At 27.8% G+C, this 23,045-nt stretch carries 28 protein-coding genes; 14 read left to right on the forward strand and 14 right to left on the reverse strand.

The window, feature by feature from the left end; genetic code table 11:
• Position 1: 1 nt before the first annotated feature.
• From hisF to hisB, 5 genes are read right to left on the reverse strand one after another with little or no spacing between them, the layout of a single operon-like run.
• Positions 2-757 (reverse strand): imidazole glycerol phosphate synthase subunit HisF, encoded by a 756-nt coding sequence (gene hisF / locus ACTTBK_RS06375; protein ID WP_440619160.1) that lies wholly within the window; start codon positions 755-757, stop codon positions 2-4.
• Positions 750-1,475, reverse strand: coding sequence for a 1-(5-phosphoribosyl)-5-[(5-phosphoribosylamino)methylideneamino]imidazole-4-carboxamide isomerase (gene hisA, locus ACTTBK_RS06380; protein ID WP_440619162.1), 726 nt, complete (start codon positions 1,473-1,475; stop codon positions 750-752). Before hisA ends, hisF begins: the two co-directional genes overlap by 8 nt.
• The gene (locus ACTTBK_RS06385; RefSeq protein ID WP_440619163.1) at positions 1,472-1,618 is read right to left on the reverse strand and encodes a hypothetical protein; all 147 of its coding nucleotides are present in this window, start codon (positions 1,616-1,618) and stop codon (positions 1,472-1,474) included. Before ACTTBK_RS06385 ends, hisA begins: the two co-directional genes overlap by 4 nt.
• Entirely contained in the window at positions 1,618-2,244 is a 627-nt protein-coding gene (gene hisH / locus ACTTBK_RS06390) for an imidazole glycerol phosphate synthase subunit HisH (protein ID WP_440619164.1), read from the reverse strand. Before hisH ends, ACTTBK_RS06385 begins: the two co-directional genes overlap by 1 nt.
• A gap of 5 nt (positions 2,245-2,249) precedes the next feature.
• Positions 2,250-2,840 (reverse strand): imidazoleglycerol-phosphate dehydratase HisB, encoded by a 591-nt coding sequence (hisB, locus tag ACTTBK_RS06395; RefSeq protein ID WP_440619165.1) that lies wholly within the window; start codon positions 2,838-2,840, stop codon positions 2,250-2,252.
• A gap of 89 nt (positions 2,841-2,929) precedes the next feature.
• Between hisB and hslV the strand changes: the two genes are divergently transcribed.
• Together hslV and hslU are read left to right on the forward strand one after the other, a co-directional pair.
• Positions 2,930-3,445 (forward strand): ATP-dependent protease subunit HslV, encoded by a 516-nt coding sequence (gene hslV / locus ACTTBK_RS06400; protein WP_440619166.1) that lies wholly within the window; start codon positions 2,930-2,932, stop codon positions 3,443-3,445.
• Positions 3,445-4,818 carry an ATP-dependent protease ATPase subunit HslU gene (gene hslU / locus ACTTBK_RS06405; protein WP_440619168.1) on the forward strand — a complete coding sequence of 458 codons (1,374 nt, stop codon included), beginning with the start codon at positions 3,445-3,447 and terminating at the stop codon, positions 4,816-4,818. The genes hslV and hslU overlap by 1 nt, the downstream gene beginning before the upstream one ends.
• On the opposite strand, the gene ACTTBK_RS06410 is transcribed toward hslU, so the two are convergent.
• Positions 4,808-5,230 (reverse strand): Smr/MutS family protein, encoded by a 423-nt coding sequence (locus ACTTBK_RS06410; protein ID WP_440619169.1) that lies wholly within the window; start codon positions 5,228-5,230, stop codon positions 4,808-4,810. The genes hslU and ACTTBK_RS06410 overlap by 11 nt on opposite strands.
• On the reverse strand, positions 5,231-5,827 hold the full coding sequence (locus ACTTBK_RS06415) for a Tim44/TimA family putative adaptor protein (RefSeq protein WP_440619171.1): 597 nt from the start codon (positions 5,825-5,827) through the stop codon (positions 5,231-5,233).
• 58 nt (positions 5,828-5,885) lie between these two features.
• Between ACTTBK_RS06415 and ACTTBK_RS06420 the strand changes: the two genes are divergently transcribed.
• Together ACTTBK_RS06420 and ACTTBK_RS06425 are read left to right on the forward strand one after the other, a co-directional pair.
• On the forward strand, positions 5,886-6,305 hold the full coding sequence (locus ACTTBK_RS06420; RefSeq protein ID WP_440619172.1) for an FxsA family protein: 420 nt from the start codon (positions 5,886-5,888) through the stop codon (positions 6,303-6,305).
• Positions 6,295-6,717 carry a protein-export chaperone SecB gene (locus ACTTBK_RS06425; RefSeq protein ID WP_440619174.1) on the forward strand — a complete coding sequence of 141 codons (423 nt, stop codon included), beginning with the start codon at positions 6,295-6,297 and terminating at the stop codon, positions 6,715-6,717. The genes ACTTBK_RS06420 and ACTTBK_RS06425 overlap by 11 nt, the downstream gene beginning before the upstream one ends.
• On the opposite strand, the gene dnaQ is transcribed toward ACTTBK_RS06425, so the two are convergent.
• From dnaQ to ACTTBK_RS06450, 5 genes are read right to left on the reverse strand one after another with little or no spacing between them, the layout of a single operon-like run.
• Positions 6,710-7,372, reverse strand: a complete 663-nt coding sequence (gene dnaQ / locus ACTTBK_RS06430; RefSeq protein WP_440619176.1) for a DNA polymerase III subunit epsilon — start codon at positions 7,370-7,372, stop codon at positions 6,710-6,712. The genes ACTTBK_RS06425 and dnaQ overlap by 8 nt on opposite strands.
• Positions 7,373-7,942: a dephospho-CoA kinase gene (gene coaE / locus ACTTBK_RS06435; RefSeq protein ID WP_440619177.1), complete on the reverse strand. Its 570-nt coding sequence runs from the start codon at positions 7,940-7,942 to the stop codon at positions 7,373-7,375. It abuts the gene before it with no gap.
• Positions 7,935-8,729, reverse strand: coding sequence for a shikimate dehydrogenase (gene aroE, locus ACTTBK_RS06440; RefSeq protein ID WP_440619179.1), 795 nt, complete (start codon positions 8,727-8,729; stop codon positions 7,935-7,937). Before aroE ends, coaE begins: the two co-directional genes overlap by 8 nt.
• Positions 8,726-9,313, reverse strand: coding sequence for a Maf family protein (locus ACTTBK_RS06445; protein WP_440619181.1), 588 nt, complete (start codon positions 9,311-9,313; stop codon positions 8,726-8,728). The genes aroE and ACTTBK_RS06445 overlap by 4 nt, the downstream gene beginning before the upstream one ends.
• A complete protein-coding gene (locus ACTTBK_RS06450) occupies positions 9,303-10,130 on the reverse strand; it encodes a pyruvate, water dikinase regulatory protein (protein WP_440619182.1) in 828 nt (275 codons plus the stop codon). Before ACTTBK_RS06450 ends, ACTTBK_RS06445 begins: the two co-directional genes overlap by 11 nt.
• A gap of 268 nt (positions 10,131-10,398) precedes the next feature.
• On the opposite strand from ACTTBK_RS06450, the gene hemE reads away from it, so the two are divergent.
• From hemE to ACTTBK_RS06500, 10 genes are all read left to right on the forward strand, one after another.
• A complete protein-coding gene (gene hemE / locus ACTTBK_RS06455; RefSeq protein ID WP_440619183.1) occupies positions 10,399-11,400 on the forward strand; it encodes a uroporphyrinogen decarboxylase in 1,002 nt (333 codons plus the stop codon).
• A 3-nt stretch (positions 11,401-11,403) separates the two neighbouring features.
• Positions 11,404-12,396 carry a ferrochelatase gene (gene hemH, locus ACTTBK_RS06460; protein ID WP_440619184.1) on the forward strand — a complete coding sequence of 331 codons (993 nt, stop codon included), beginning with the start codon at positions 11,404-11,406 and terminating at the stop codon, positions 12,394-12,396.
• Between the two features lie 3 nt (positions 12,397-12,399).
• Complete coding sequence (gene hemJ / locus ACTTBK_RS06465; protein WP_440619186.1) at positions 12,400-12,834, forward strand: protoporphyrinogen oxidase HemJ; 435 nt, start codon at positions 12,400-12,402, stop codon at positions 12,832-12,834.
• Positions 12,835-12,899: 65 nt separating this feature from the next.
• A complete protein-coding gene (gene rho / locus ACTTBK_RS06470; RefSeq protein ID WP_440619188.1) occupies positions 12,900-14,168 on the forward strand; it encodes a transcription termination factor Rho in 1,269 nt (422 codons plus the stop codon).
• 42 nt (positions 14,169-14,210) lie between these two features.
• A complete protein-coding gene (locus tag ACTTBK_RS06475) occupies positions 14,211-15,917 on the forward strand; it encodes an O-linked N-acetylglucosamine transferase, SPINDLY family protein (RefSeq protein WP_440619189.1) in 1,707 nt (568 codons plus the stop codon).
• A gap of 68 nt (positions 15,918-15,985) precedes the next feature.
• Positions 15,986-17,317 (forward strand): tRNA uridine-5-carboxymethylaminomethyl(34) synthesis GTPase MnmE, encoded by a 1,332-nt coding sequence (mnmE, locus tag ACTTBK_RS06480; RefSeq protein WP_440619191.1) that lies wholly within the window; start codon positions 15,986-15,988, stop codon positions 17,315-17,317.
• Positions 17,318-17,434: 117 nt separating this feature from the next.
• Positions 17,435-19,306, forward strand: a complete 1,872-nt coding sequence (gene mnmG, locus ACTTBK_RS06485; protein WP_440619192.1) for a tRNA uridine-5-carboxymethylaminomethyl(34) synthesis enzyme MnmG — start codon at positions 17,435-17,437, stop codon at positions 19,304-19,306.
• On the forward strand, positions 19,306-19,950 hold the full coding sequence (locus tag ACTTBK_RS06490; RefSeq protein ID WP_440619194.1) for a 16S rRNA (guanine(527)-N(7))-methyltransferase RsmG: 645 nt from the start codon (positions 19,306-19,308) through the stop codon (positions 19,948-19,950). Before mnmG ends, ACTTBK_RS06490 begins: the two co-directional genes overlap by 1 nt.
• A gap of 21 nt (positions 19,951-19,971) precedes the next feature.
• Positions 19,972-20,766 carry a ParA family protein gene (locus tag ACTTBK_RS06495; protein ID WP_440619196.1) on the forward strand — a complete coding sequence of 265 codons (795 nt, stop codon included), beginning with the start codon at positions 19,972-19,974 and terminating at the stop codon, positions 20,764-20,766.
• The gene (locus ACTTBK_RS06500) at positions 20,766-21,605 is read left to right on the forward strand and encodes a ParB/RepB/Spo0J family partition protein (protein WP_440619197.1); all 840 of its coding nucleotides are present in this window, start codon (positions 20,766-20,768) and stop codon (positions 21,603-21,605) included. Before ACTTBK_RS06495 ends, ACTTBK_RS06500 begins: the two co-directional genes overlap by 1 nt.
• Here ACTTBK_RS06500 and holA read toward each other — a convergent pair.
• Together holA and ACTTBK_RS06510 are read right to left on the reverse strand one after the other, a co-directional pair.
• Complete coding sequence (holA, locus tag ACTTBK_RS06505; RefSeq protein ID WP_440619199.1) at positions 21,595-22,587, reverse strand: DNA polymerase III subunit delta; 993 nt, start codon at positions 22,585-22,587, stop codon at positions 21,595-21,597. The two genes, ACTTBK_RS06500 and holA, sit on opposite strands and share 11 nt — an antisense overlap.
• Positions 22,584-23,042: a hypothetical protein gene (locus ACTTBK_RS06510; RefSeq protein ID WP_440619201.1), complete on the reverse strand. Its 459-nt coding sequence runs from the start codon at positions 23,040-23,042 to the stop codon at positions 22,584-22,586. Before ACTTBK_RS06510 ends, holA begins: the two co-directional genes overlap by 4 nt.
• Between the last annotated feature and the right edge of the window lie 3 nt (positions 23,043-23,045).

Genomic DNA, 23,045 nt, shown 5'->3' on the forward strand with positions numbered 1-23,045 from the left:
ATTAAATTCTAACAGGTATTCCTTTTGAATCCAGATATTCCTTCGCCTCTTTTACAGAGTGTTTGCCATAATGAAATATCGATGCTGCTAAGACTGCGCTAGCATTTCCCAATCTAATTCCATCAACTAAATGATCTAGTTTCCCTACCCCACCTGATGCAATGACAGGAATATTTACCCTGGATGAAATTTTAGACATAAGCTCAATATCATAACCTGCTTGAGTGCCATCTCTATCCATTGATGTTACCAATAGCTCACCTGCTCCACTACTTTCTATTTTTGATGCAAATTCTATTGCATCAATTCCAGTATTGTTTCTTCCACCATGTGTAAAAATTTCCCATTTATCTCCATCTTTTTTTGCATCAATAGCAACCACAATACATTGTGAACCAAATTTTTTTGAGCTTTCAACTATTACTTCTGGATATTGAACTGCTGCAGTATTAATAGAAACTTTATCTGCTCCACAATTAAGTAATTTATTTATATCATCAACGCTTCTAATACCTCCTCCAACTGTTAATGGAACAAAGCATTTTTTAGAAGTTTTCTCTACAACATCATAAATTGTATTTCTATTTTCGTTTGATGCAGTAATATCTAAGAAACAAATTTCATCTGCTCCTCCATCAGAATAAATTTTAGCCTGTTCAACTGGATCGCCTGCATCCTGTAGATCAACAAAGTTAATTCCTTTTACAACACGGCCATTTTTAACATCTAAGCAAGGTATTATTCTATTTTTAAGCATCTACTTCCTTAACTAATTCATCCAGTTTAATATCACCGTCATAAATAGCTTTTCCAACTATTATGCCCTCGATATTTTTATTATTTAATTCCTTGGCTTTTTTAATATCATCAATTGAGGAAACGCCACCAGATATAATCACAGGACAATTTGAGATATCTGCAACTTTTAATGTCTCCTCAAAATTTGGACTTTGCTTCATCCCATCTCTATTGATATCAGTATAAATCAATCTACTGGCACCAAAATCATTCACTTCTTTTAGGTAATCTAAAGTCAATTGATCTGAATTTTCTTTCCAACCAGAAACAGACAAATAACCATCTTTAGCATCTAAACCTAAAGCAATTTTGTCTGGAAATTTTTTACAAGCTTCTTTTAAAAAATTTTTGTCTTTTATGGCAGCACTTCCTAAAATAATTTTTTCAACGCCAGCATCAGTATATTTCTGAATACTTTCAAAATTTCTTATACCTCCACCAATCTCAATTTTAAGATTAAATTTATTAACTATTTCTTGAATAATATCTAAATTAATTGTTTCACCAGTTAATGCCCCATCCAAATCAACTATATGTAAGTTTTTAAAACCATGGTCACTATATTTTCCAGCCTGTTCTATTGGAGACATTTCATATTCAGTTTTGTTATCAAAGTCTCCTTTAACCAACCTCACGCACTTCTTGTCTTTAATATCAATAGCAGGAAATATTTTCATTTTTTTACTTTAATGTCAGTTGCAGCTGTCACTTTCATAATTATTTTATTTTGTTTTTCATTGTTATCATTTACTTTGGTTTCATAAGCATTGTTGCAAGAAACTAAGGTTGCCAAACATAATAAAAATAAAATAATTTTCATTATATCTTTATAAAATTTTCAATTATTTTAAGTCCAATTTTATCACTCTTTTCAGGGTGAAATTGGGTTCCAAAAATATTTTCCTTTTCAACAGAACAAACAATATTTGATGAATAATTTGTAGTTGCAGAAATCACATTTTTATCTTCAGGAACAAACTCATAACTATGCACAAAGTACATATGAGATTTATTTTCAATACCTTTAAATATTTTACTATCTTTCTTTATATCAATTTCATTCCATCCAATATGAGGAAGTTTAAATTTTCCATATTGATTATCTATTTTAGATACCTTGCCAGATATCCAACCAAGACCTTTGGTTTCTATTTCTTCATATCCAATGTCCGCAAACATTTGTAACCCAACACAAATACCAAGAAGAGGTTTTTTATTATTGGTTACAAATTCATTCAAAGCATCAGCTAAACCATCGATATTGTTTAATGCATCGACACAACTTTTAAACGAACCTTGCCCTGGCAAAACTACTTTATCAGAAGATTTAATCTTGTTTAAATCTGAGGTTACTTCGATATTTACTTTGTCTTTGGCAACTTCGTTAAACGAGTTAATTACAGAGCTTATATTACCCGAATTATAATCAACAATAGTGACGTTCATTAAACTTATAATGAGCCTTTAGTTGATGGAATACTTTTTTTGCTTCTAGGATCCATCTCTAATGCCTCTCTTAATGATCTTGCTAATGCTTTATAACAAGACTCAATAATGTGGTGACTGTTATCACCATAAATATTTTCAACATGCATTGTGATGCCTGCGGACTGTGAAAATGCCTGGAACCATTCCTTAAACAGTTCTGTATCCATCTCGCCAAGTTTCTCAACTTTTAATTTTACTTTCCAAATTAAATAAGGTCTGTTTGAAACATCTATTGCAACTCTAGTTAATGTTTCGTCCATAGGGATAACTCTGTGTGCATATCTTTTAATACCAACAAATTTTTTTGCAGCTTTTTTTAAAGCTTCTCCAATTGCAATCCCTGTATCTTCTGTGGTGTGGTGAAGATCAATATGGGTATCGCCTTTTGCTTTAACTTTTAAATCTATTAATGAATGCTTTGATAATTGTTCAAGCATATGATCTAAAAAACCTATTCCAGTATCAATTTGGTATTTACCTTTACCATCAATGTTTAATTCAACATTGATACTAGTTTCTTTTGTTTTTCGTGATACTTTTCCTTTTCTAGCCATATATTTTAAATGGTATACATACTTAATCCAACTATATCAATATTAGTGTAAAGACTTGAAGTATCAAAAATAGTTACCATTTACTAGATATGACAACAATTGTACTGGTTAGAAAAAATAATGAAGTTGTAGTTGCTGGTGACGGACAAGTTAGTATGGGAAATACAGTTGTCAAAAGCACAGCATCTAAAGTTAGAAAAATTGAAAAAAGAGATGTCGTAGCAGGATTTGCAGGATCGACAGCTGATGCATTAACTTTATTTGAAAGACTAGAGGGAAAATTAGAAAAACATGCTGGTAATTTATCTAGAGCTGCAGTTGAGTTAGCAAAAGATTGGCGAACTGATAAATACTTAAGAAGATTAGAAGCATTAATGGCTGTTGGTGACAAAAATAATAGTTATATAATTTCTGGAACTGGAGATGTTTTAGAGCCTGAGGGTGACGTAATTGGAATAGGTTCAGGTGGGAATTACGCTTTAGCTGCAGGAAAAGTTTTAATTGAAGGTGATTTATCCGCAGAAGATGTTGCAAAAAAAGCTATTAAAGTTGCAGCCGATATATGTGTTTTTACAAACGAAAATGTTAAAATTGAAAAAATCTAATGGATAATTCAAACGTAACCCCACTACACCCAAAAGAGAAAACTCAAAAAGAAGAAGCTTCTCTAGTAAGTGCTCTTTCACCAAGAGAAATAGTTTCAGAATTAGATCGTTTTGTTGTTGGACAAAATAAAGCAAAAAAAGCTGTAGCTGTTGCATTAAGAAATAGATGGAGAAGACAGGCTTTGAAAGGTGAAATGAAAAATGAAGTTCTTCCAAAAAATATTTTAATGATTGGACCAACAGGAGTTGGAAAGACAGAAATTTCTAGAAGACTTTCAAAACTAGCTGAAGCTCCTTTTGTTAAAGTTGAGGCAACAAGATTTACAGAAGTTGGATATGTTGGAAGAGATGTAGAACAGATTGTTAGAGACTTAATTGAAATTGCAATTGCAATGGAAAAAGTAAAAAAAAGGAAAGAAGTTTATGCGCAAGCACAAAAAGCAGCTGAGGAAAAAGTACTAGATGCTTTGGTTGGAAAAAAAGCAAGCCTTGCAACAAGAGAAAGTTTTAGAAAAAGGCTAAGGAATGGTGACTTAGATGATAATGAAATAGAAATCGCTGTAAGTGATACAGGCTCAAATGGTACGTCTTTTGAAATCCCGGGAATGCCAGGTGCTAATGTTGGAATGATAAACATTGGGGAAATGATTGGCAAGTCTATGGGTAACAAAGAAAAAAAGAAAAAAATGACAGTTAAAGAGTCTCATGAGATTTTAATAAATGATGAGTCAGACAAACTAATTGAACAAGATAAAATCGTTAAAGCCGCTAAATTATCAACAGAAAATAACGGTATAGTATTTTTAGATGAAATAGATAAAATTTCAGCAAGAACTGATCGTGTTGGTGGTGATGTTTCTAGAGAAGGAGTACAAAGAGATTTATTACCTCTTATCGAGGGAACAACTGTGAATACTAAACATGGTCCAATTAAAACTGATCATATTTTATTTATTGCATCAGGTGCTTTCCAACTTGCAAAACCATCTGATCTGCTACCAGAATTACAAGGAAGATTACCGATAAGAGTTGAGCTAGAAGCTTTAACTAGCGGAGATTTTAAAAGAATTTTAAAAGAACCAGACTACAGTTTAATAAAACAATATGTAGCTCTTTTAAAAACCGAAAATGTTGATCTTGAATTTTCTGATGATGGTATTGATACAATTGCAAATATTGCATCTGAAGTAAATGCAACAGTAGAAAACATTGGTGCAAGGAGACTCCATACTATAATTGAAAAAATATTAGATGATATAAGCTTCACAGCAACTGATAGGGCTGGTGAAAAAATTGTAATTGATAAAGAGTATATTAATAAAAATCTTGATAACCTCGTTAAAGATACCGATCTATCTAAATTTATTCTATAAATTTATTTTTTTTTAAAAATATATAAAAAGCCCCACTACCTCCATCTTCTATAGTAGCATCCTGTATATCATTTATGACCTTCATTAAATTTTGATTATTGTTAATAAATTCAGGTACTGAATATTTCAAAATACTTAGATCTTTTGAAACATAAGGATCATTTTCAACATCTGAGTGAATTCCTTTTCCTGTAACAACGATTAGTTTACCAACCTTTTCCTCATACGCTTTTAATATAAATTTCTCTATAGTATTATTTGCTTGTTCTAAAGTGTATCCATGAAGATCAATAGATCTTACTTTTGGCGTATTCTGCTTTTGTAGTTTAAAATCTTTATTTGGTAATTTATCTTTGCTTAAAACAAAAGTTTGCCAATCTTTTTTATCTTTATCTGAAATATTATCGTTCAATTAAGTTAATATATTAACTAGCTGCCAATTTGGATTTACTGAAGTAGTGTCTCTAGAAAAAACCCAAGTATCATATATTTTTTTAATTTTTTCTGGATCTCCTGAAATAACTTTATTTTCCTTATCCTTGATACAAGTAATGACCTCTGCAATAAAATCTACTGTTACATTTAAAATATTTCCAATTTTTTTATGCTCTTTGATATCTGCTTTATTTACACCAATAAAAGTTATTTCTGCAAAATGGCCTCTTTTGGCTCTATCCTTTAGTGCTTCATTAAATTGATTTAATATATCTTTATTTAGCAATGGCTTTGCATTTGTAATTTTATTATCATTATCGCTAAAGTCTGTAATAATGGTTTCATAAGCAATTTTAGCACCTTTTAAGAATTCTTTTTGTGCTTCATCATCAAAACTTTCTTTGGGTTTTGTTGATTGATCAACTTTAATATTTTTTAAAACCTCTTTAAATTGAGCTGGAGATTTTCCCTCAAAACCTGTTCTTTTTCCGAGAATGCCTCTTAATCTTAAAAAAATAAAACCTGCAATCATAGCAAGTAATATTATATCGATGTACTCAAAACTGTAATTCATAGTTAGATAGTAATTACTCTGTTGATTAATTTCAACCGGCAATTTAGATTAAGGACAAATGAACCCAATATTTTTAACAATTATTTTTGTACCAGCAATTGAAATTTATCTTTTAATTAAGATAGGGGCTCAAATAGGTGCAATAACAACAATATTTTTAATATTTATCACAGCTATTGTAGGAGTATATTATGCAAAATATGAAGGCTTAAATACCCTAAGATCAGCGTTCAACCAATTAAAACAAAACGAAACTCCTGCTTATGAAATTTTATCTGGTGCAGTTATTGCTTTTGCGGCTTTATTATTAATAATTCCAGGATTTGCTACTGACCTACTAGGCTTATTGTTAATTTTTCCATTAACTAGAAAATTTATATTTAATCGTTTGTTTAAAAAATTTAATACTGTAAATACCAGAAACAAAAATTTTATTGATGGCGAATACGAAGATTTAGACGAAAAAAATGACAGATAAATTTAAAATTTTAGGAAAATTCATTAAAGATATGTCAAGTGAAACAAAGGACACTGAGACTTATGTATATGTAAAAGATAATATTTTAAAATATCAACTAAATATTGATATCAATTCAAAACCTTTAAAAAACAAAATGGTTGAAATAAACACAATCTTAAAATTTGAAGACAAAGAAAACTCAGCACATAAATCATATTTTGAAATGAATTATGCAACAATCGTCAAAATAAATGATGAGGTTAAAGAAAAAAAAGATCTAGAAAGAATAATTTTATGTGATGCACAAATTAAAATATATCCTGATCTTGAAAAATCATTTTTAAATATGCTTCATAATTCAGGTTATGAAGGTGTTAAATTAGAAAAAAAAATAGATTTTGAAGATCTTTATATGAAAAGATTTAATTAAAATAATTTTTTTTTAAATAATTTTTCAAATATTCTTTATGCATTAATATTTCATCTTTTGAAGGAGTAACAACTTTTTTAAAGTAAGAAACTTGTGAATTTAATTTTTTTGTTTCAAAATTATTATCATTTTTAAAGTCAAGTGCTGGCTCTTTTTGATCTATTAAATTTATATAAACTTTAGCTAAAAGATCGCAGTCAATTAACGCTGTATGTTGTACTCTCCTAGAGTTATCAATTCTATATCTCTTACACAATGCATCCAAACTTGATGATGTCCCTGGAAATTTTAATCTAGCTAATTCTAAAGTATCAATTATTACATTACTAATTTTTTTTTTTCCTATCAAAGAGAGCTCATTATTTAAATGACTAACATCAAATTCTGCATTATGAATAATTAAATTTTTGCCTTCGATAAAATCAAGAAAATCATCTACTATTTCAGAAAATTTCTTTTGTTTTGATAAAAAATCATCTGAGTAACCATGAACCTCAAATGCTTTGTCAGAAACTTTTCTTTCGGGGTTTAAATAAGTATGAAACTTATTTATTGGCACCAGATTATCTAATTCGATACATCCTATTTCAACTATTCTATGACCGTCTTTTACTGATATTCCAGTTGTTTCTGTATCTAAAACGATTTCTTTCATTTATAAAATTTTATTTATAATTTTAGCAATTTCATTTTTAACAGGTTTTTTTGTAAATGTATTTTTAATTATATAATGAGATTTTTTCTTCTTATAATTTGGACTTAACTGAATTTTTCTAAAAATTTTCAAAAGTTTTGAATTGAACTTAGGTCTTTTTTTTAGTTTTTTATCAATGTCTTTTTTTTTAGAATCAACAAAAATCAATAAATCTTTTTTGTTGTAAAGTTTGTTTTCAATTAATAATGGAATATCCAAAACTACAATTTTTTTATTTTTATTATTCTTTAAGAAAACATTAAGTTTTTTTCTTACCTCTTTGTGTACAATTTTAATTATTTTTCTTAAATTATGCCGATTATTCAAAATTGCATTTATAATTTCATTCTTATCTATAGGAAATTTAGTTATGTATTGCGGAAGTTCATTTCTTAATTTTAAAAAAATTTTTTTGTTTTTTTTATAAATTTTTTCTACTTCATGATCTGCATTAAAAACTGGATATCCAAAGTTATTTGCTACAAAAGTTTTTCCAGAACCAATTTCACCAATTATGCATATCTTAATCATGATCCAATAATTTTAACACTTTTTCACTTACGTTAGGCTCAACATCATGCCACAATTTAAATGCTTCAAATGCTTGATAAATAAACATTAGTTTACCATTTTCTATTTGGTTACCTAATTTTTTTCCTAATTTTAAAAAATTAGTTTCTTTAGGATTATAAATAACATCATAAAACAACTTATCTGCACCAATATTAGAAGTGTTTAAATTGATGGTCTCATTATTTAAACCTAAACTGGTTGCATTTATAATCATATCAAAATCGGGCAACTCACCCCAACCTACAGTATTAATTTTATTAAATTGAATTTTTAAATCCTCAGCTTTTTTAATAGTTCTGTTGCTTATAGTTATTTCTGAAGCCTCCATTTTGTTTAAAGCAAAAATTAATGATGGGACTACGCCACCAGCACCTAAAATTAAAATTTTTTTATCTTTAATTTTGTAGTTCAAACTATTTATAGCTTTGTGAAAACCAATTATATCTGTATTGTGACCAACAACGACACCGTTATGAATGCAAATGGTATTTACTGACTGTGTCTGTTCTGCTTCTTCACTTAACTTATCTAAAAAAGGAATTACTGATTTTTTAAACGGAACAGTAACATTACAACCATTTATTTCTTGATTTTTTATTTTAAGAAAAAAATCTTTAATTTCGTTTTCTTCAAGTTTAATTTTTTCATAAACTGCGTTAATATTGTTTTCTTTTAGCCAATAGTTATGCAATTTTGGTGATAATGAATGACTGATTGGGTTTCCAATTACAAAATATTTTTTCATTTTTGTAGATTTAAATATTCCTTAATTTTTTTTATAGGTAGGCCCATTATCGTATCTTCGTCTCCTTTTATGCTGCTGAACAAATTTCTGCCCTCTCCTTCTATTTGATAGACATTATAAGCATAAAGATTTTCATCTGATATTTTAGATAAATATTCTGCTAATTCTGAATCTGAAAAACTTTTCATTATTAAAGTTGCTTTGTCTGTGTGGTTCCAAATCATTGATCCATTTTTTGAAATACAAACAGAGCTTATTAATAAATGCATTTTACCATTAAGTTTCCTTAATATATCCATCGCTTCCTGTCTACTCTCAGGTTTTGAAATTAACTCTCCATCTAAATCAATAACGCTATCTGCACCAAGGACTATTTTGTCTTGAATTTTAGCACTAACTTTATTTGCTTTCAGCTCTGCTAGATTTTTTGAAATAATTTCTGGACTAGCATTTTCTTTGAGTAATGATATTTTTACAATATCTTCATCAACGTTTGAAGGCTCCACAATAACTTCTATATTATTTTTATCGAGAATATTTTTTCTAACCTTACTTTTTGACGCTAGAATAATTTTACTTAACATTGTTTGAATATATTTCGTGTATTTTAATTATTGAGGCAGCGGTCTCTTCAACTGATTTTCTTGTTACATCTATTAAAGGCCATTTGTACTTTTGAAATGTTTTTTTTGCTTGAAGAACTTCTTTTTTTATACTCTCTAAGTTGGTGTAATCTATACTTTCTGTTTCTTTTAATGAATTCATTCTATTTTTTCTTAAATCTGCTAGTCGTTCGGGTTCTGTACTCAATCCAACAACACAAGTTATATGAGGATTTTTTTTAAGTTTTTCTGGTAAGGAGTTTTCATTAACTAAAGGTATATTTGATGTCTTAAAGCCCTTGTTAGCAAGATAAATAGAAGTTGGTGTTTTACTGGTTCTACTGACACCAACAAGAATAATATCAGATTTTTCAACTTCATTAATCAAATTTCCATCATCATGATTCATTGTGAATTGAATTGCTTCAATTCTGTCATAATACTCATCATTCAAAACGTGTTGTCCACTTGGCTCGTGGGTAGCTTTTTGATTTAAAATTTTAGAAAAATTTAAAATTAAATTACCTAATACTCCAAAACATGGTATTTTCTTATTTTGACTCTCGTTAGCTAAATACTTAGCAAGGTTATTATCTACAATAGTATATAGAATTATTGAATTTTCATTTTTTCTTGCATTTTCTAAGATTTTTAAAATTTGATTTTCTGTTCTTGTAAATGAATAAGAATTAACTTTATATTCTATGTTTAAAAATTGTGCTTTAAGAGCTAAAAATATTCTATCTAAAGTTTCTCCAGTTGAGTCAGAAATTAAATAAATTTGATATGTATTACTCATAAATAAATTGTTAATAAACTCTGTATTATTTTGATTAAATTACACAATTTTAAATTTCTCCAATAACATCTGTAAAACCTGAATTTTATTAACAATAATAATAAATAAGCTAAAACAATACACAAAAATTAAGATAATCAAAAAAGCTTCATTTTAAACAATTTTAATCATCGAACTTGTTGATAAATTGTAAGTATAATGTTTATAAAAAATAATCTCCTTTATTCACAAGATATATTAATACTACAATAATTTATAAGACTTTTATATGAAACCTTTAAACAAAATAATTTACAATAAAGATACTTCATTTAATCCTATCTGGATAATGAGACAAGCAGGTAGGTATTTACCTGAATTTAGAGAAATCAGAAAAAAAAATCCTGATTTTATTAATTTATGTTTAAATGATAATTTATCTGCCGAAATAACACTACAACCACTGAAAAGATTTAATATTGACGCTGCAATAATTTTTTCTGATATTTTAATGTTACCTTATGGCTTAGGTCAAAAAGTAAAATTTGAGAAAAATTTTGGTCCTAAATTAGATAGTCTAGATCTAAATGAGATAGCAAAATTAGATGAAGTAGATTTTGTTGAAAAAATATATCCTGTTTATAAAGCAATAAAAAAAGTAAGTTCTGATACAATTGTAAAAGATAAAAACACTATTGGATTTGTAGGTGCTCCCTGGACTCTTCTAGTCTATATGATTAATTTAAAATCTCCAAAAAAAGATTTAAATGAAAATTTTTTTAAAGATGACTTTTTAATCAATAGAATTTTATTAATCATAGAAAAATTTTTAAAAGTACATATTAAAAACCAAATAGATAATGGAGCAAATATTATCCAAATTTTTGATAGTTGGGCTGGTTTATTAGAGGAAAAAGATTTACCAAATTACATTTACACACCTACTTTAAATTTAGTAGAGTATGTAAAATCTTTAAATGTACCGGTAATATGTTTTCCAAGAGAGATTAAAAATTATAAAGAATTTTGTGAGATAGTTAAACCTGATGCAATAAGTATTGATTATAATGTTGATCCTAAAAAAATACTTAAAGATATCAAAATTCCTATTCAAGGAGGTTTAGATCCCAAAATTCTTTTAACAGACTATGAAAATTTGAAAAAAGAAACTTCTAAATATTTAGAAATTTTCAAGGATCATCCTTATATATTTAATTTAGGACATGGTATTCTTCCTGAAACCAATCCAGAGATGGTTGCAAACTTAATTGAAATAGTAAAAAATAATTAAATTATGGATAAAAATCATCCGCCAATAAAATATGGGAAAACAGGAGTTCTTATAATTAATTTGGGCACCCCAGACTCGACAAATTGGCTTGATATTAGAAAGTATTTAAAGGAATTTCTGTCAGACAGAAGAGTAATTGAAGTAAATCCTATAGTTTGGCAAATAATTTTAAATTTATTTATCCTAACTTTTAGACCTTCCAAAACTGCCAAGGCTTATAAAGAAATTTGGATGAAAAACGAAAATATGTCTCCCCTTTTATATTATACAAAAAACCAAAGTGAAAAAACTTCCGAGTTATTACAAAAAGAAAATATTGTTTTAGATTTTGCAATGAGATACGGAAATCCAAGCATAAAAAGTAAAATACACAAATTACACGAGATGGGTTGTGAAAATTTAGTTATACTTCCTCTCTATCCTCAATATGCAGCAGCAACAACAGCAACTGTTTGTGATGAAGTTTATAGAACATTAATGAAAATGAGATGGCAACCTTCCCTTAAAATAATACCACACTATGAATCTAATCCTCTCTACATTGAAGCACTAGTTAATTCAATTAATAAAAAAATTAATGAAATTAACTGGAAACCAGACTTAATCATAGCTTCATACCACGGAATACCAAAAAAATATTTTGATAAAGGAGACCCGTATCATTGCTATTGTCATAAAACAACAAGACTTATTTCAGAAAAGTTTAATTTTATAAAAATCAAAACTACCTTTCAGTCAAGATTTGGTCCACAAGAATGGCTTCAACCGTACACCGACAAAACATTAGAAAATTTACCCAAAGAAGGAATTAAAAATATCCTCACAATTTGTCCAGGCTTTTCATCTGATTGTGTGGAAACATTAGAAGAAATATTAATTCAAGGTAAAGAAAATTTTATAAATGCTGGAGGAAAAAACTTTGATATGGTTCCATGTTTAAATGACAATGAGGACCATATTATTTTATTAAAATCTTTAATTGAAAAAAACATTTGATTAATGAATACTTATTTGCTTTTTAAGTCCTTACATTTAATTGCCGTTGTTTCCTGGATGGCTGGTCTTTTATATCTTCCAAGAATTTTTGTTTATCATGTTGAAAACAAAGAAAAAAAAGAAACCAATGATATTTTTATTTTGATGGAGAAGAGACTATATAATTATATTATGCGTCCTGCTATGTTGCTAACATGGGCTTTTGGATTAATATTAATTTATTTAATTGGCTTCGAAGTTTTTTCAAATTTATGGATGCAAATCAAATTGGTGTTGGTATTATTTCTATCAATTTATCATAAATATTTAGGCAAATGTCTTCAAGCATTGAAAAATGAAAAAAACACCAGATCTTCTAAATTTTTTAGAATTATTAATGAAGTACCAACTGTAATTTTAATTATTGTTGTATTTTTAGCTATTTTTAAGCCAATCTAGGGTTGAAATAACAAAAACAGCATATATATTATAAAAACTGATAAGTCCTTATCAAAAAAATAATCATGAACATTCAAGAACTAAAACTTAAATCATCTGAACAGCTCATTACACAGGCAGAAGAGCTTGGGATTGAAAATGCTAGCACATTAAGAAAGCAAGAAATTCTTTTTGCCATTCTTAAAAAAGTTGCTGAAAAAGAGGAAATAACCGGTGTAGGAGTCTTGCAGTTGTTACAAGATGGTTTTGGTTTTCTTAGAGCAATGGAGTCTAACTATCTTCCAGGACCGGATGACATATATGTTAGTCCAAGCCAAGTAAGAAAATTTGGTTTAAGAACAGGAGATACTGTTGAAGGGCCAGTTAGAGCACCCAAAGAGGGAGAAAGATATTTTGCATTGTTACAAGTAAGCAAGATTAATTTTGAAGAACCAGAAAAAGCAAGACACAAGATTGCGTTTGATAACTTGACCCCATTATATCCAGACAAACAATTGGTAATGGAAATTGAAACAACTAAGGTAGAAAAAAAGCCAGATCTTACCCCAAGATTAATTGATTTAGTTAGTCCAATTGGGAAAGGTCAAAGATCAATAATTATCTCGCCACCAAAAGCAGGTAAAACTATGATTTTACAAAGCATAGCAAACTCGATAGCTAAAAATTATCCAGAGTGTTACCTTATAGTCTTATTGATAGACGAACGTCCAGAGGAAGTTACAGATATGCAAAGAACTGTAAAAGGTGAAGTAATTAGTTCTACTTTTGATGAACCAGCACAACGACACGTAGCTGTTGCTGAGATGGTTATAGAAAAAGCAAAAAGATTAACTGAGCACAAAAAAGATGTTGTTATCTTGCTAGATTCAATAACAAGATTAGGTAGAGCATATAACGCTGTAATACCAAGTTCAGGAAAAGTCTTAACAGGAGGTGTAGATGCAAATGCACTTCAGAGACCAAAAAGATTTTTTGGTGCAGCGAGAAATATTGAGGAAGGCGGGTCATTAACAATTATTTCTACCGCCTTGATTGACACTGGAAGTAGAATGGATGAAGTTATTTTTGAGGAATTTAAAGGAACAGGTAATAGTGAAACTGTACTAGATAGAAAAATTGCAGATAAAAGAATTTATCCTGCAATTGATATAACAAAGTCTGGAACAAGAAGAGAAGAACTATTATTCAATAAAAATGATTTGCAAAAAATGAATGTATTAAGAAGAATTATAGCTCCAATGGGAACCATGGACGCAATAGAGTTTATAAATTCAAAATTAAAAGATACTAAAAATAACGCTGAGTTCTTTAACTCAATGAACAAGCCTTCATAAAATCTATTTTTGTAAGAAATTTGATTTATAATAATCAAATTAATGCTTAAAAAAAAACTAAATATCTCAGAACTTTTTAATCAAAAAAAATATAATGAAATAATTGATGTTGTTGAAAATAAGATAGACAAAAAAGATATAAATTCTCAATTGTTAAATATATTGGGGGTTTGTAAATTGCTTAAAAATGGTAATTCAAAAAATAATTTAATTGAAGCTATAAAAGTTTTTAGAGAAGCATACTTGAAAGAAAGTTTAAGTATCCACACAATTGGAGCATTTAATAATTTTGTAAATTCTAGTGTAAATCTTTACGATATGGATGTTTCAGAGAGAAATAGGTCCCATTGTAAAGAAAATTTTTATGAAGCAATAAATTTTTATAAAAAAAATAATAAACACTTTGATAATAATAAAAAAATTTTGCTCGCTATTACAAGAATTTATAAGCGATTTGCTGATGTAGATAATATTATCACAAACTTAGAAAAAATTATGAATTTTGAACAAAATGATCACTTAATTTTATGTTCATATATTTATCACAACAGCTTTAAATATAAATGGAATCAAATAAATTTTTTAGAAAATTCAAAATTATTTGATGAAAAATTGGAGGCAATTCCTGAATTTGATTTAGTACCTATAAATCAAATCATTGGGAAAAAAATTAAAGTTGGTATTTTGTCCTCAGATATTAAAGGTAATCATGTAGTAAATAATTTTTTACGATCAATATTGGAAAATTACAATAAAAATAAATTTGAGGTTAACTTATTTCTTAATATAGATATAAAAAAACAAGACGAAACTACAAAGCTATTTAAAAAATTAGTTTCAAATAGTTATAACATAAAAAATTTAAAAGATTTAGACGCTATCAATTTCATTAGAAAACAAAAGATTGATATAATGATTGATACTATGGGTTTACTTTCAGATAACAGAATTGCTTTATACAAAAATAGAATAGCACCAATCCAGATCAACTGGTGTGGATATTGCAATACTGTAGGCATAAAAGAAATGGATTTTATCTTTGTTGATAAAAATTTAATTTATCCAGACGAAAAACATTTATATACTGAAAAAATTGTTTATTTGCCAAACATATGGAACGTTCATTCTGGGTTTAAATATGAAAGACCAAAATATCCATCTCCTTTTATTAAACAAAAATATATAACTTTTGGTAGTTTTAACAATTTTACCAAAATTAGTGAGGAGACCATTGAAACATGGTCAACAATTTTAAAAGAAAACAAAGGTTCAAAACTAATTCTTAAGTCTGGCTCTTCAAGAGATTTAAATAAATTGTATGAAAGGTTTAATAAATACAGTGTTTCAAACTCAATAGAGTTTAAAGCAAAAACTAAATCATTTAAAGAACATTTACACCTATATAAACAGATAGATTTAAGTTTAGACACATTCCCTTATAATGGAGTGACAACTAGTTTCGAATCTCTGTGGATGGGTGTTCCAATATTAGTAATGAAAGGATTTAATTTTAATTCAAGGTGTGGTGAATCTATTAATATTAATTTAGGAATGAAAAAACTAATCGCAAAAGATTTTAAAAATTATATAGATATTGCATCATTTTATGCTTCAAACATTGATAAGTTATTAGACTTAAGAAATGAAGTTTATGAAAAGTTATTAGCGAGTCCCTTATTTGATACAAAAAAATTCTCAAAGGATTTTTATAGATGTATTCAAACACTTTTTAATGAAAAATTTAACTAATTTAAAATTGATTAAAAAAATTACAGACTATACAAATCGAAAAAAGATGGTTTAAGAAAAATTATTATATGTCTATTTTTGCATTATCATCTGGTCCAGGTATTTCAGGTATAGCAGTTATAAGAATTTCAGGACAAGAAACACAAAAAGTTATAAAACTTCTTACTGGAAAGGATGTTCCTGTTCCAAGAGTAGCAACATTAAGAAAAATCAATAAAATCAACACTCAAGAGCTAATTGATGAAGGTATAATACTTTGGTTTCCTGGGCCTGAGAGCTACACAGGTGAAGATATGGCTGAAATTCAAGTTCATGGTAGTAAAGCTGTTGTAGACGCTCTTCACTCCTCCATTTCACAAGTTGACAATTGTAGATTAGCAGAGCCAGGTGAATTTACAAAACTCGCATTTCAAAATGGAAAAATAAACTTACTAGAAGCAGAGAGTATAGCTGATCTAATTTCATCTGAAACAGAAATTCAAAGACAACAAGCAATTAAAATTATGAATGGAAAATCTGCAGATCAATTCAATTTTTTAAGAGAAAAACTACTAAAAATTTTGTCTCATGTTGAAGCTAAAATTGATTTTCCCGATGAAGATTTGCCAAACAATATTTTGAATGAAATCAAAAATAATTCAAATGATGTTATTCAAAAAATTGAAAAGATTTTAAATGATCAAAAAGTTGGAGAAAGAATTAGAGAAGGTTTTAAGATTGCAATTCTTGGACCAACTAATGCTGGGAAATCGAGTTTAATAAATCATTTATCAAATAGAGATGTTGCAATTGTTTCTGAAATAGCAGGCACCACTAGAGATGTTATCGAAACTCATCTTAATATTGATGGTTATCCTGTAATAATATCTGACACGGCAGGAATAAGAGAATCTAAAGATGAGATAGAAAAAAAAGGTATTAAATTATCTTTAAATAGAGCTGAAGAAGCAGATTTAAAGCTTGTAGTGGTAGAAGCAAAAAGCCTTGATTTTACAAACGTTTTGAAGGGTTTATTAGATGAAAATGCAATTTTAGTTATAAACAAGTCTGATCTTTTAGAAAAAGAAATTGATCCAGAAATTAAAAATATAAATCATGTTTTAATCTCAATTAAAGATAATAAAAATATTAATGAACTTATTTCAAAAATAAAAAATAATTTAAAAAATAAATTTATAACTAGTGATGATATTTTAATTACTAGAGAAAGACACAGACAACATTTGGAACAGTGTTTAGATCATTTGAATAACTTTAATCAAAAAAAAGAAATAGAAGATTTTGATAAAGCAGCAGAAGATTTAAGATTAGCTACTAGACATTTGGGTATGATCGTTGGAAAAGTTGATGTAGAGGAGATATTAGGTAGTATTTTCAACGATTTTTGTATCGGTAAGTAATCCCCTATTTTCCTTATTTTTTAGACTTTTTTTATCCAAAACTATTGATAATTAACGTTTATTTACAAAAAATTAAGCCTGTCTTGTAAATTATGTATTCACATATAAATTCAACCCATGAAAAATGATTTGTCATTTGATGTAGTTGTAATTGGTGGAGGTCATGCAGGATGCGAGGCAGCTGCTGCTTCTGCTCGACTAGGAGTTAACACTGCCCTATTCACCCATAAAATAGAAACTATTGGTGAGATGTCATGTAACCCTGCAATTGGTGGTTTGGGTAAAGGTCATTTAGTTCGAGAAATAGATGCACTTGATGGTGTTATGGGAGATGTTGCAGATAAATCAGGCATACAATTTAGATTATTAAATAGAAGCAGAGGTCCGGCAGTACGTGGACCAAGAACACAATCAGATAGAGCGCTTTACCGTAAATTTATGCAAGAAAAACTTATAAACTACTGTAATTTAAGCATTTTTTCAGATCCTGTAATAAAGTTTACTTTTAATAAAAACACTATAAGCGGTTTTGAAACTAAAGAGGGTAAAAAAGTATTATGCAACAAGTTAATACTAACTACAGGAACTTTTTTAAATGGTTTGATACATATAGGTGATGAAAGAACACCAGCAGGTAGGTATGATGAAAAGCCTTCAACAGGTTTAAGTGAACAATTAGCAAAATATGATTTTAAAATTGGAAGATTAAAAACTGGAACGCCTCCAAGACTAGATGCAAGAACGATAAATTTTAAAAACCTTGAAGAACAATTTGCAGATGATGATCCTTATTTTTTTTCTTTCCTGACTAAAAAAAATTTAAACAAACAAGTGTCATGTCGAATGACTTATACCAATGAGAAGGTTCATAAAATTATAGAAAAAAATTTATCTAAAAGTGCAATGTACTCAGGTAATATAAAGGGAGTAGGTCCAAGATATTGTCCATCTATAGAAGATAAGATAGTAAAATTTGCAGATAAAGTTCGTCATCAGATTTTTTTAGAGCCAGAAGGTCTTAATGATCACACAATTTACCCAAATGGTATCTCCACATCCCTCCCAACAGAAGTACAGCAAGAAATATGTAATAATATCAATGGTTTAGAGAATGTTACTATTATAAGACCAGGATATGCTATAGAATATGACTATATAGATCCACGTGAACTATTCTTGACCCTTGAAACTAAGAAGATTAGCAATCTTTATCTTGCTGGACAGATTAACGGAACAACAGGATATGAAGAAGCAGCTGCGCAAGGCCTTATAGCTGGTATAAATGCAGCTTTATCTGTTAAAAATTTTGAGCCTTTTATACTTGATAGATCTGATGCTTATATTGGTGTAATGATTGATGATTTAGTGACTAAGGGAGTTGCGGAGCCATACCGTATGTTTACTTCAAGAGCAGAATATCGATTAAGTTTGAGAGCAGATAATGCAGATCAAAGATTAACAGCTAAGGGAATAGAAATTGGTTTAATTGGAAAGAAAAGAAAAGCTTTATATTTGGATAAATTTGAAAAAATCAAAAAAATTAATTTAAAAATGAATAAGTCTAGTATTTCTCCATCTAAAGCAGAAAAATTTGGGATTAAAATAGCAAAAGATGGAATATTGAGATCTTCAAATGAGGTGCTAACTCAAAAAGACGTAAATATGAATAAAATTAGAGAAATATGGCCTGAAATACCCTATTTTACTAAAGAAATTGATGAACAAGTAGAAATTAATGCTCATTATAGAGGATATTTAAAGAAGCAAAAAGCAGATATTTTAGCATTTAAGAGGGATGAGAATTTAATTATTCCTGATAAAATTAATTATGATGGACTTTCAGGCTTATCTAATGAAGTTAAAGCTAAATTTAAAGAAATAAAGCCTAAAACTATGGGTCAAGCTTTAAGAATTGATGGAATAACCCCAGCAGCTGTATATATTTTGTTGTCACACGTAAAAAGAAAGTCTATTAAGCATATAGCTTAATGGATCAAGAAATTTTAAATTCTTACTCTAGACTTAATGATCTAAATGTTTCACGTGAAACATTTTTAGACTTTGAAAACTATATATCTCTGATTCTGGAAAAAAATAAAGAAATAAACATAATTGGTCAAAATACAGCATCAAAAAATGCAATAATAGAGCGTCATATTATTGATTCTGCACAAATAATTGATTTTGTTGATTTAAATTGCAATACGACCACAGATTTAGGCTCTGGAGCTGGTTTACCAGGAATTATAGTGGCAATTATACTAAAAAACATGAAAAATAAAATGAATGTGCATTTGTATGAAAAAAGCTACCATAAAAGCCATTTTTTAAAAGAAGTCTCAGAAAAATTAAATTTGAATACAAAAGTTTTTCAAAAAAATATTTTTGAGATAAAAAATTTAGAGACAGGAACAATTATGTCGAGGGCTTTTAAACCTATGCCAGTAGTTTTAGATTTAGTTTATGAAAATTTTTCTAAATATAAAAATTTAATTTTTTTTATGGGTAAAAGTGGAAAAAAAGTTTTTGAAAATTCAAAAAAAAAATGGAATTTAGAATATATAGAAAAGAAAAGTTTAACTAGTAAGGACTCTTTTTTGATAAATATAAAAAAAATTAAAAAAAAAAATTAAAAAGAAATTGAAAAAAATCACATGCAAATTATTTCAGTCATAAATCAAAAGGGTGGGGTAGGAAAAACTACAACAGTAATAAATCTTGCAGCCGGATTATCACAACATAATAAAAAAATTTTAGTTATAGACCTAGATCCTCAGGGAAATGCGACTACAGGTCTTGGATTATCTAATATGGAAAACTCAAGCGATACAATCTATGGAGTCTTGAATGGAACTAAAGAAATTTATCAAGTAATCAAGAAAACACAGTTTGAAAATTTGGATTTAGTAACTTCTAATGTTGATTTATCAGGATTGGAAGTTGAAACAGCTGATGATACAAATAGAGCCTTTATTTTAAAGCGTAAATTAGCAGCTTATTTAAATGATTCTAGAGGGTCCTATGATTATATACTTATAGACTGCCCGCCTTCTCTTAGCCTGTTAACTGTCATGGCACTAGTGTGTTCAGGATCTCTCCTAGTTCCGTTGCAGACAGAATTTTTTGCTCTTGAGGGCCTTACTCAGCTTATGAAGACAATCGAAAGAATAAAGGTAAATCTAAACCCAGAATTAAAAATTAGAGGTATACTTTTAACAATGTATGACAAAAGAAATAAATTATCCTCGCAAGTTGAAAAAGAAGCAAGAAATTATTTTAATGAAAAAGTTTATACAACAGTAATACCAAGGAATGTTAGATTATCAGAAGCACCTTCACATGGAATGCCAGTTTTAATTTATGATAAATCATGTCCAGGAAGTAAATCATATTTTAGTTTTACAGATGAATTTATAAATCAAGAGTCAACAATAGGAAGTGCTGCTTAATGGATAAAATTAAAAAGGGTCTGGGGAGAGGTTTATCATCATTGATTGGTGAAGCAAAAGTAGAGTCACAGAACAATGAAGTACAAATTAGTGACCTTGTTCCAAATAAATATCAACCAAGAAAAACATTTGATGAGAATAATTTAATTGATTTGACAAACTCAATTAAAGAAAGGGGAATGATACAACCAATTATTGTTAGAAAATCAAATTATGCTGAAGGTAAATTTGAAATAATAGCAGGAGAGAGAAGGTGGCTTGCAGCACAAAGGGCAGGTCTACATAATGTTCCTGTTGTTATTACTGATGCTGACGATTTAAAGTCTTTAGAATTTGCAATTGTAGAAAATGTTCAAAGGCACGATCTAAACCCTCTAGAGGAAGCTCAAGGTTATAAAAGATTAATTGATGAATTTTCTTATGATCAAGAAAAGGTATCAAAATTTATTGGTAAAAGTAGAAGTTACATCACTAATTCTTTGAGGTTATTAAATTTGCCAGATGATGTAATAAAATTAATTGAAACGCAAAAATTATCAACTGGACATGCTAAAATTTTGGTTGGTCTTGATAATGCCAGCTTTGTTGCAAATAAAATTATTGAAAAAAAATTATCTGTTAGACAAGCAGAAAATTTTGTTAAAATTTTCAAAAATAAAAAAAAAACTAATTTATCAAAAGATACAAATATTATTGCACTTGAATTATCAATATCAAATAAAATTGGATTAAATGTTGATATAAAAAATAATAAAAGAAATAAGGGAAAAATTTCTTTTGAATACAAAGATCTAGATCAGTTAAATAAAATAATAGATATTATAAAATCTAATTATTAGTTTTAGAGTTTAATTGTTCTAATATAAAATCTCTTATCAAATTAACAGAATTTTGCATATTTTTCTTAATAAGAAACTCAATTTCGCTAATTTTATAAATTAACTTTTTTATTTTTTCTGGTCCCCAATTGAATATTTGTTGTTTAACAATTTCTTTATCTTTCCAAAAAATTGGTGGTTTTGCACCTGATATTGTTAAATCAATATTATTATTATTTTTAAATTCACTAGAAAGTATAAGTATTTTTTTTAGTTTAATTAGAAAAGTTCTTGCAATTACGATACAATCTTCACTAACAAAGTTGTTTTCATTTAAAATAGTAATTGTCCTTTTCTTATTTTTTGCAAGACAGTTGTCAATAAGATCCGAAATATTATGATCTTCGGATAAATTGATTAGTTTAGAAATATTATGACTATCAAGTTTTTTGCCATTTAATGAGTAGTTTTCAATTTTGTTTAATTCGTTAAATAATTTTTCTCTATCACCATTGCATTTACTTACAATCAAATTAATATTTACTTGAGACATTTGTATTTTTTTATTTTTTAAATAGTCAGTGGAAATTTTTACCAGTGTTTGATTGTTGTCTGGATAAAAAGGTATGCAAAGGTTTTCTTTGCTTTTTTCAAAAAATTTTCTTAACTTTGATTTTTTTTCTAAAACATCTGAACAAATTAAAATTGTTGTTTCATCTATATTTTTTTTTTCAATTTCTTCAATAACTTTAAGTATTTTATCAGTTGCTCTTTTAATTATAATAAATTTTTTATTATCAAATAAAGACTGATTAAATAAATTTTCTAAAAACTGAGATGAATTTTCTATAATTTCTCTTTCATCATAGTTTGATATATTTTTATTCTTTTTAGTTACAGATGAAATAATTTCATTCTTGTGACCTTCATTTTTTCCGTATAATAAACAAAGTTTACTTTTATTTACAATCTCACTAGTTAAATGATAAGGTTTATATATCATTTCTGCTGACTTAAGGTGCTCAAAAGTTTTCTCACAATTGATGTGATCATATTGTTTTTAATTAATTTTTCATATCTTTCCTCTTCAAATATTTCAGCTTGTTTCTTCATATCAAAAGTTTCTCTGTAGTTTAAATTAATATTTTCGTTATTAATATTAGTATTTATTTTAACTTCTAAAATTAATCTATAATTTGTAGCATCACCTTTTTCATTTTTTGATAATATTTTTTTATTATAAAAGGAGTTTATTATAATGTTAAAGTCTTTATCACTATTTTCATTTTTATAAACTTCAAGTTTTTTTAAGAACAAATTATTAATTTCATTATTTCCATTTGTATTTATAATTTTGATATTAAAATCTTTATTGTCACTTGATGTATAAATCGGAGAGTAACCACAGCTAAATAAAAAAAGAAAAATAACAAGATATATAAATTTAAAATTTTTCATTAT

Source organism: Candidatus Pelagibacter sp. HIMB1493 (assembly GCF_052047995.1).
In the GTDB taxonomy this organism is placed as follows: Bacteria; Pseudomonadota; Alphaproteobacteria; order Pelagibacterales; family Pelagibacteraceae; genus Pelagibacter.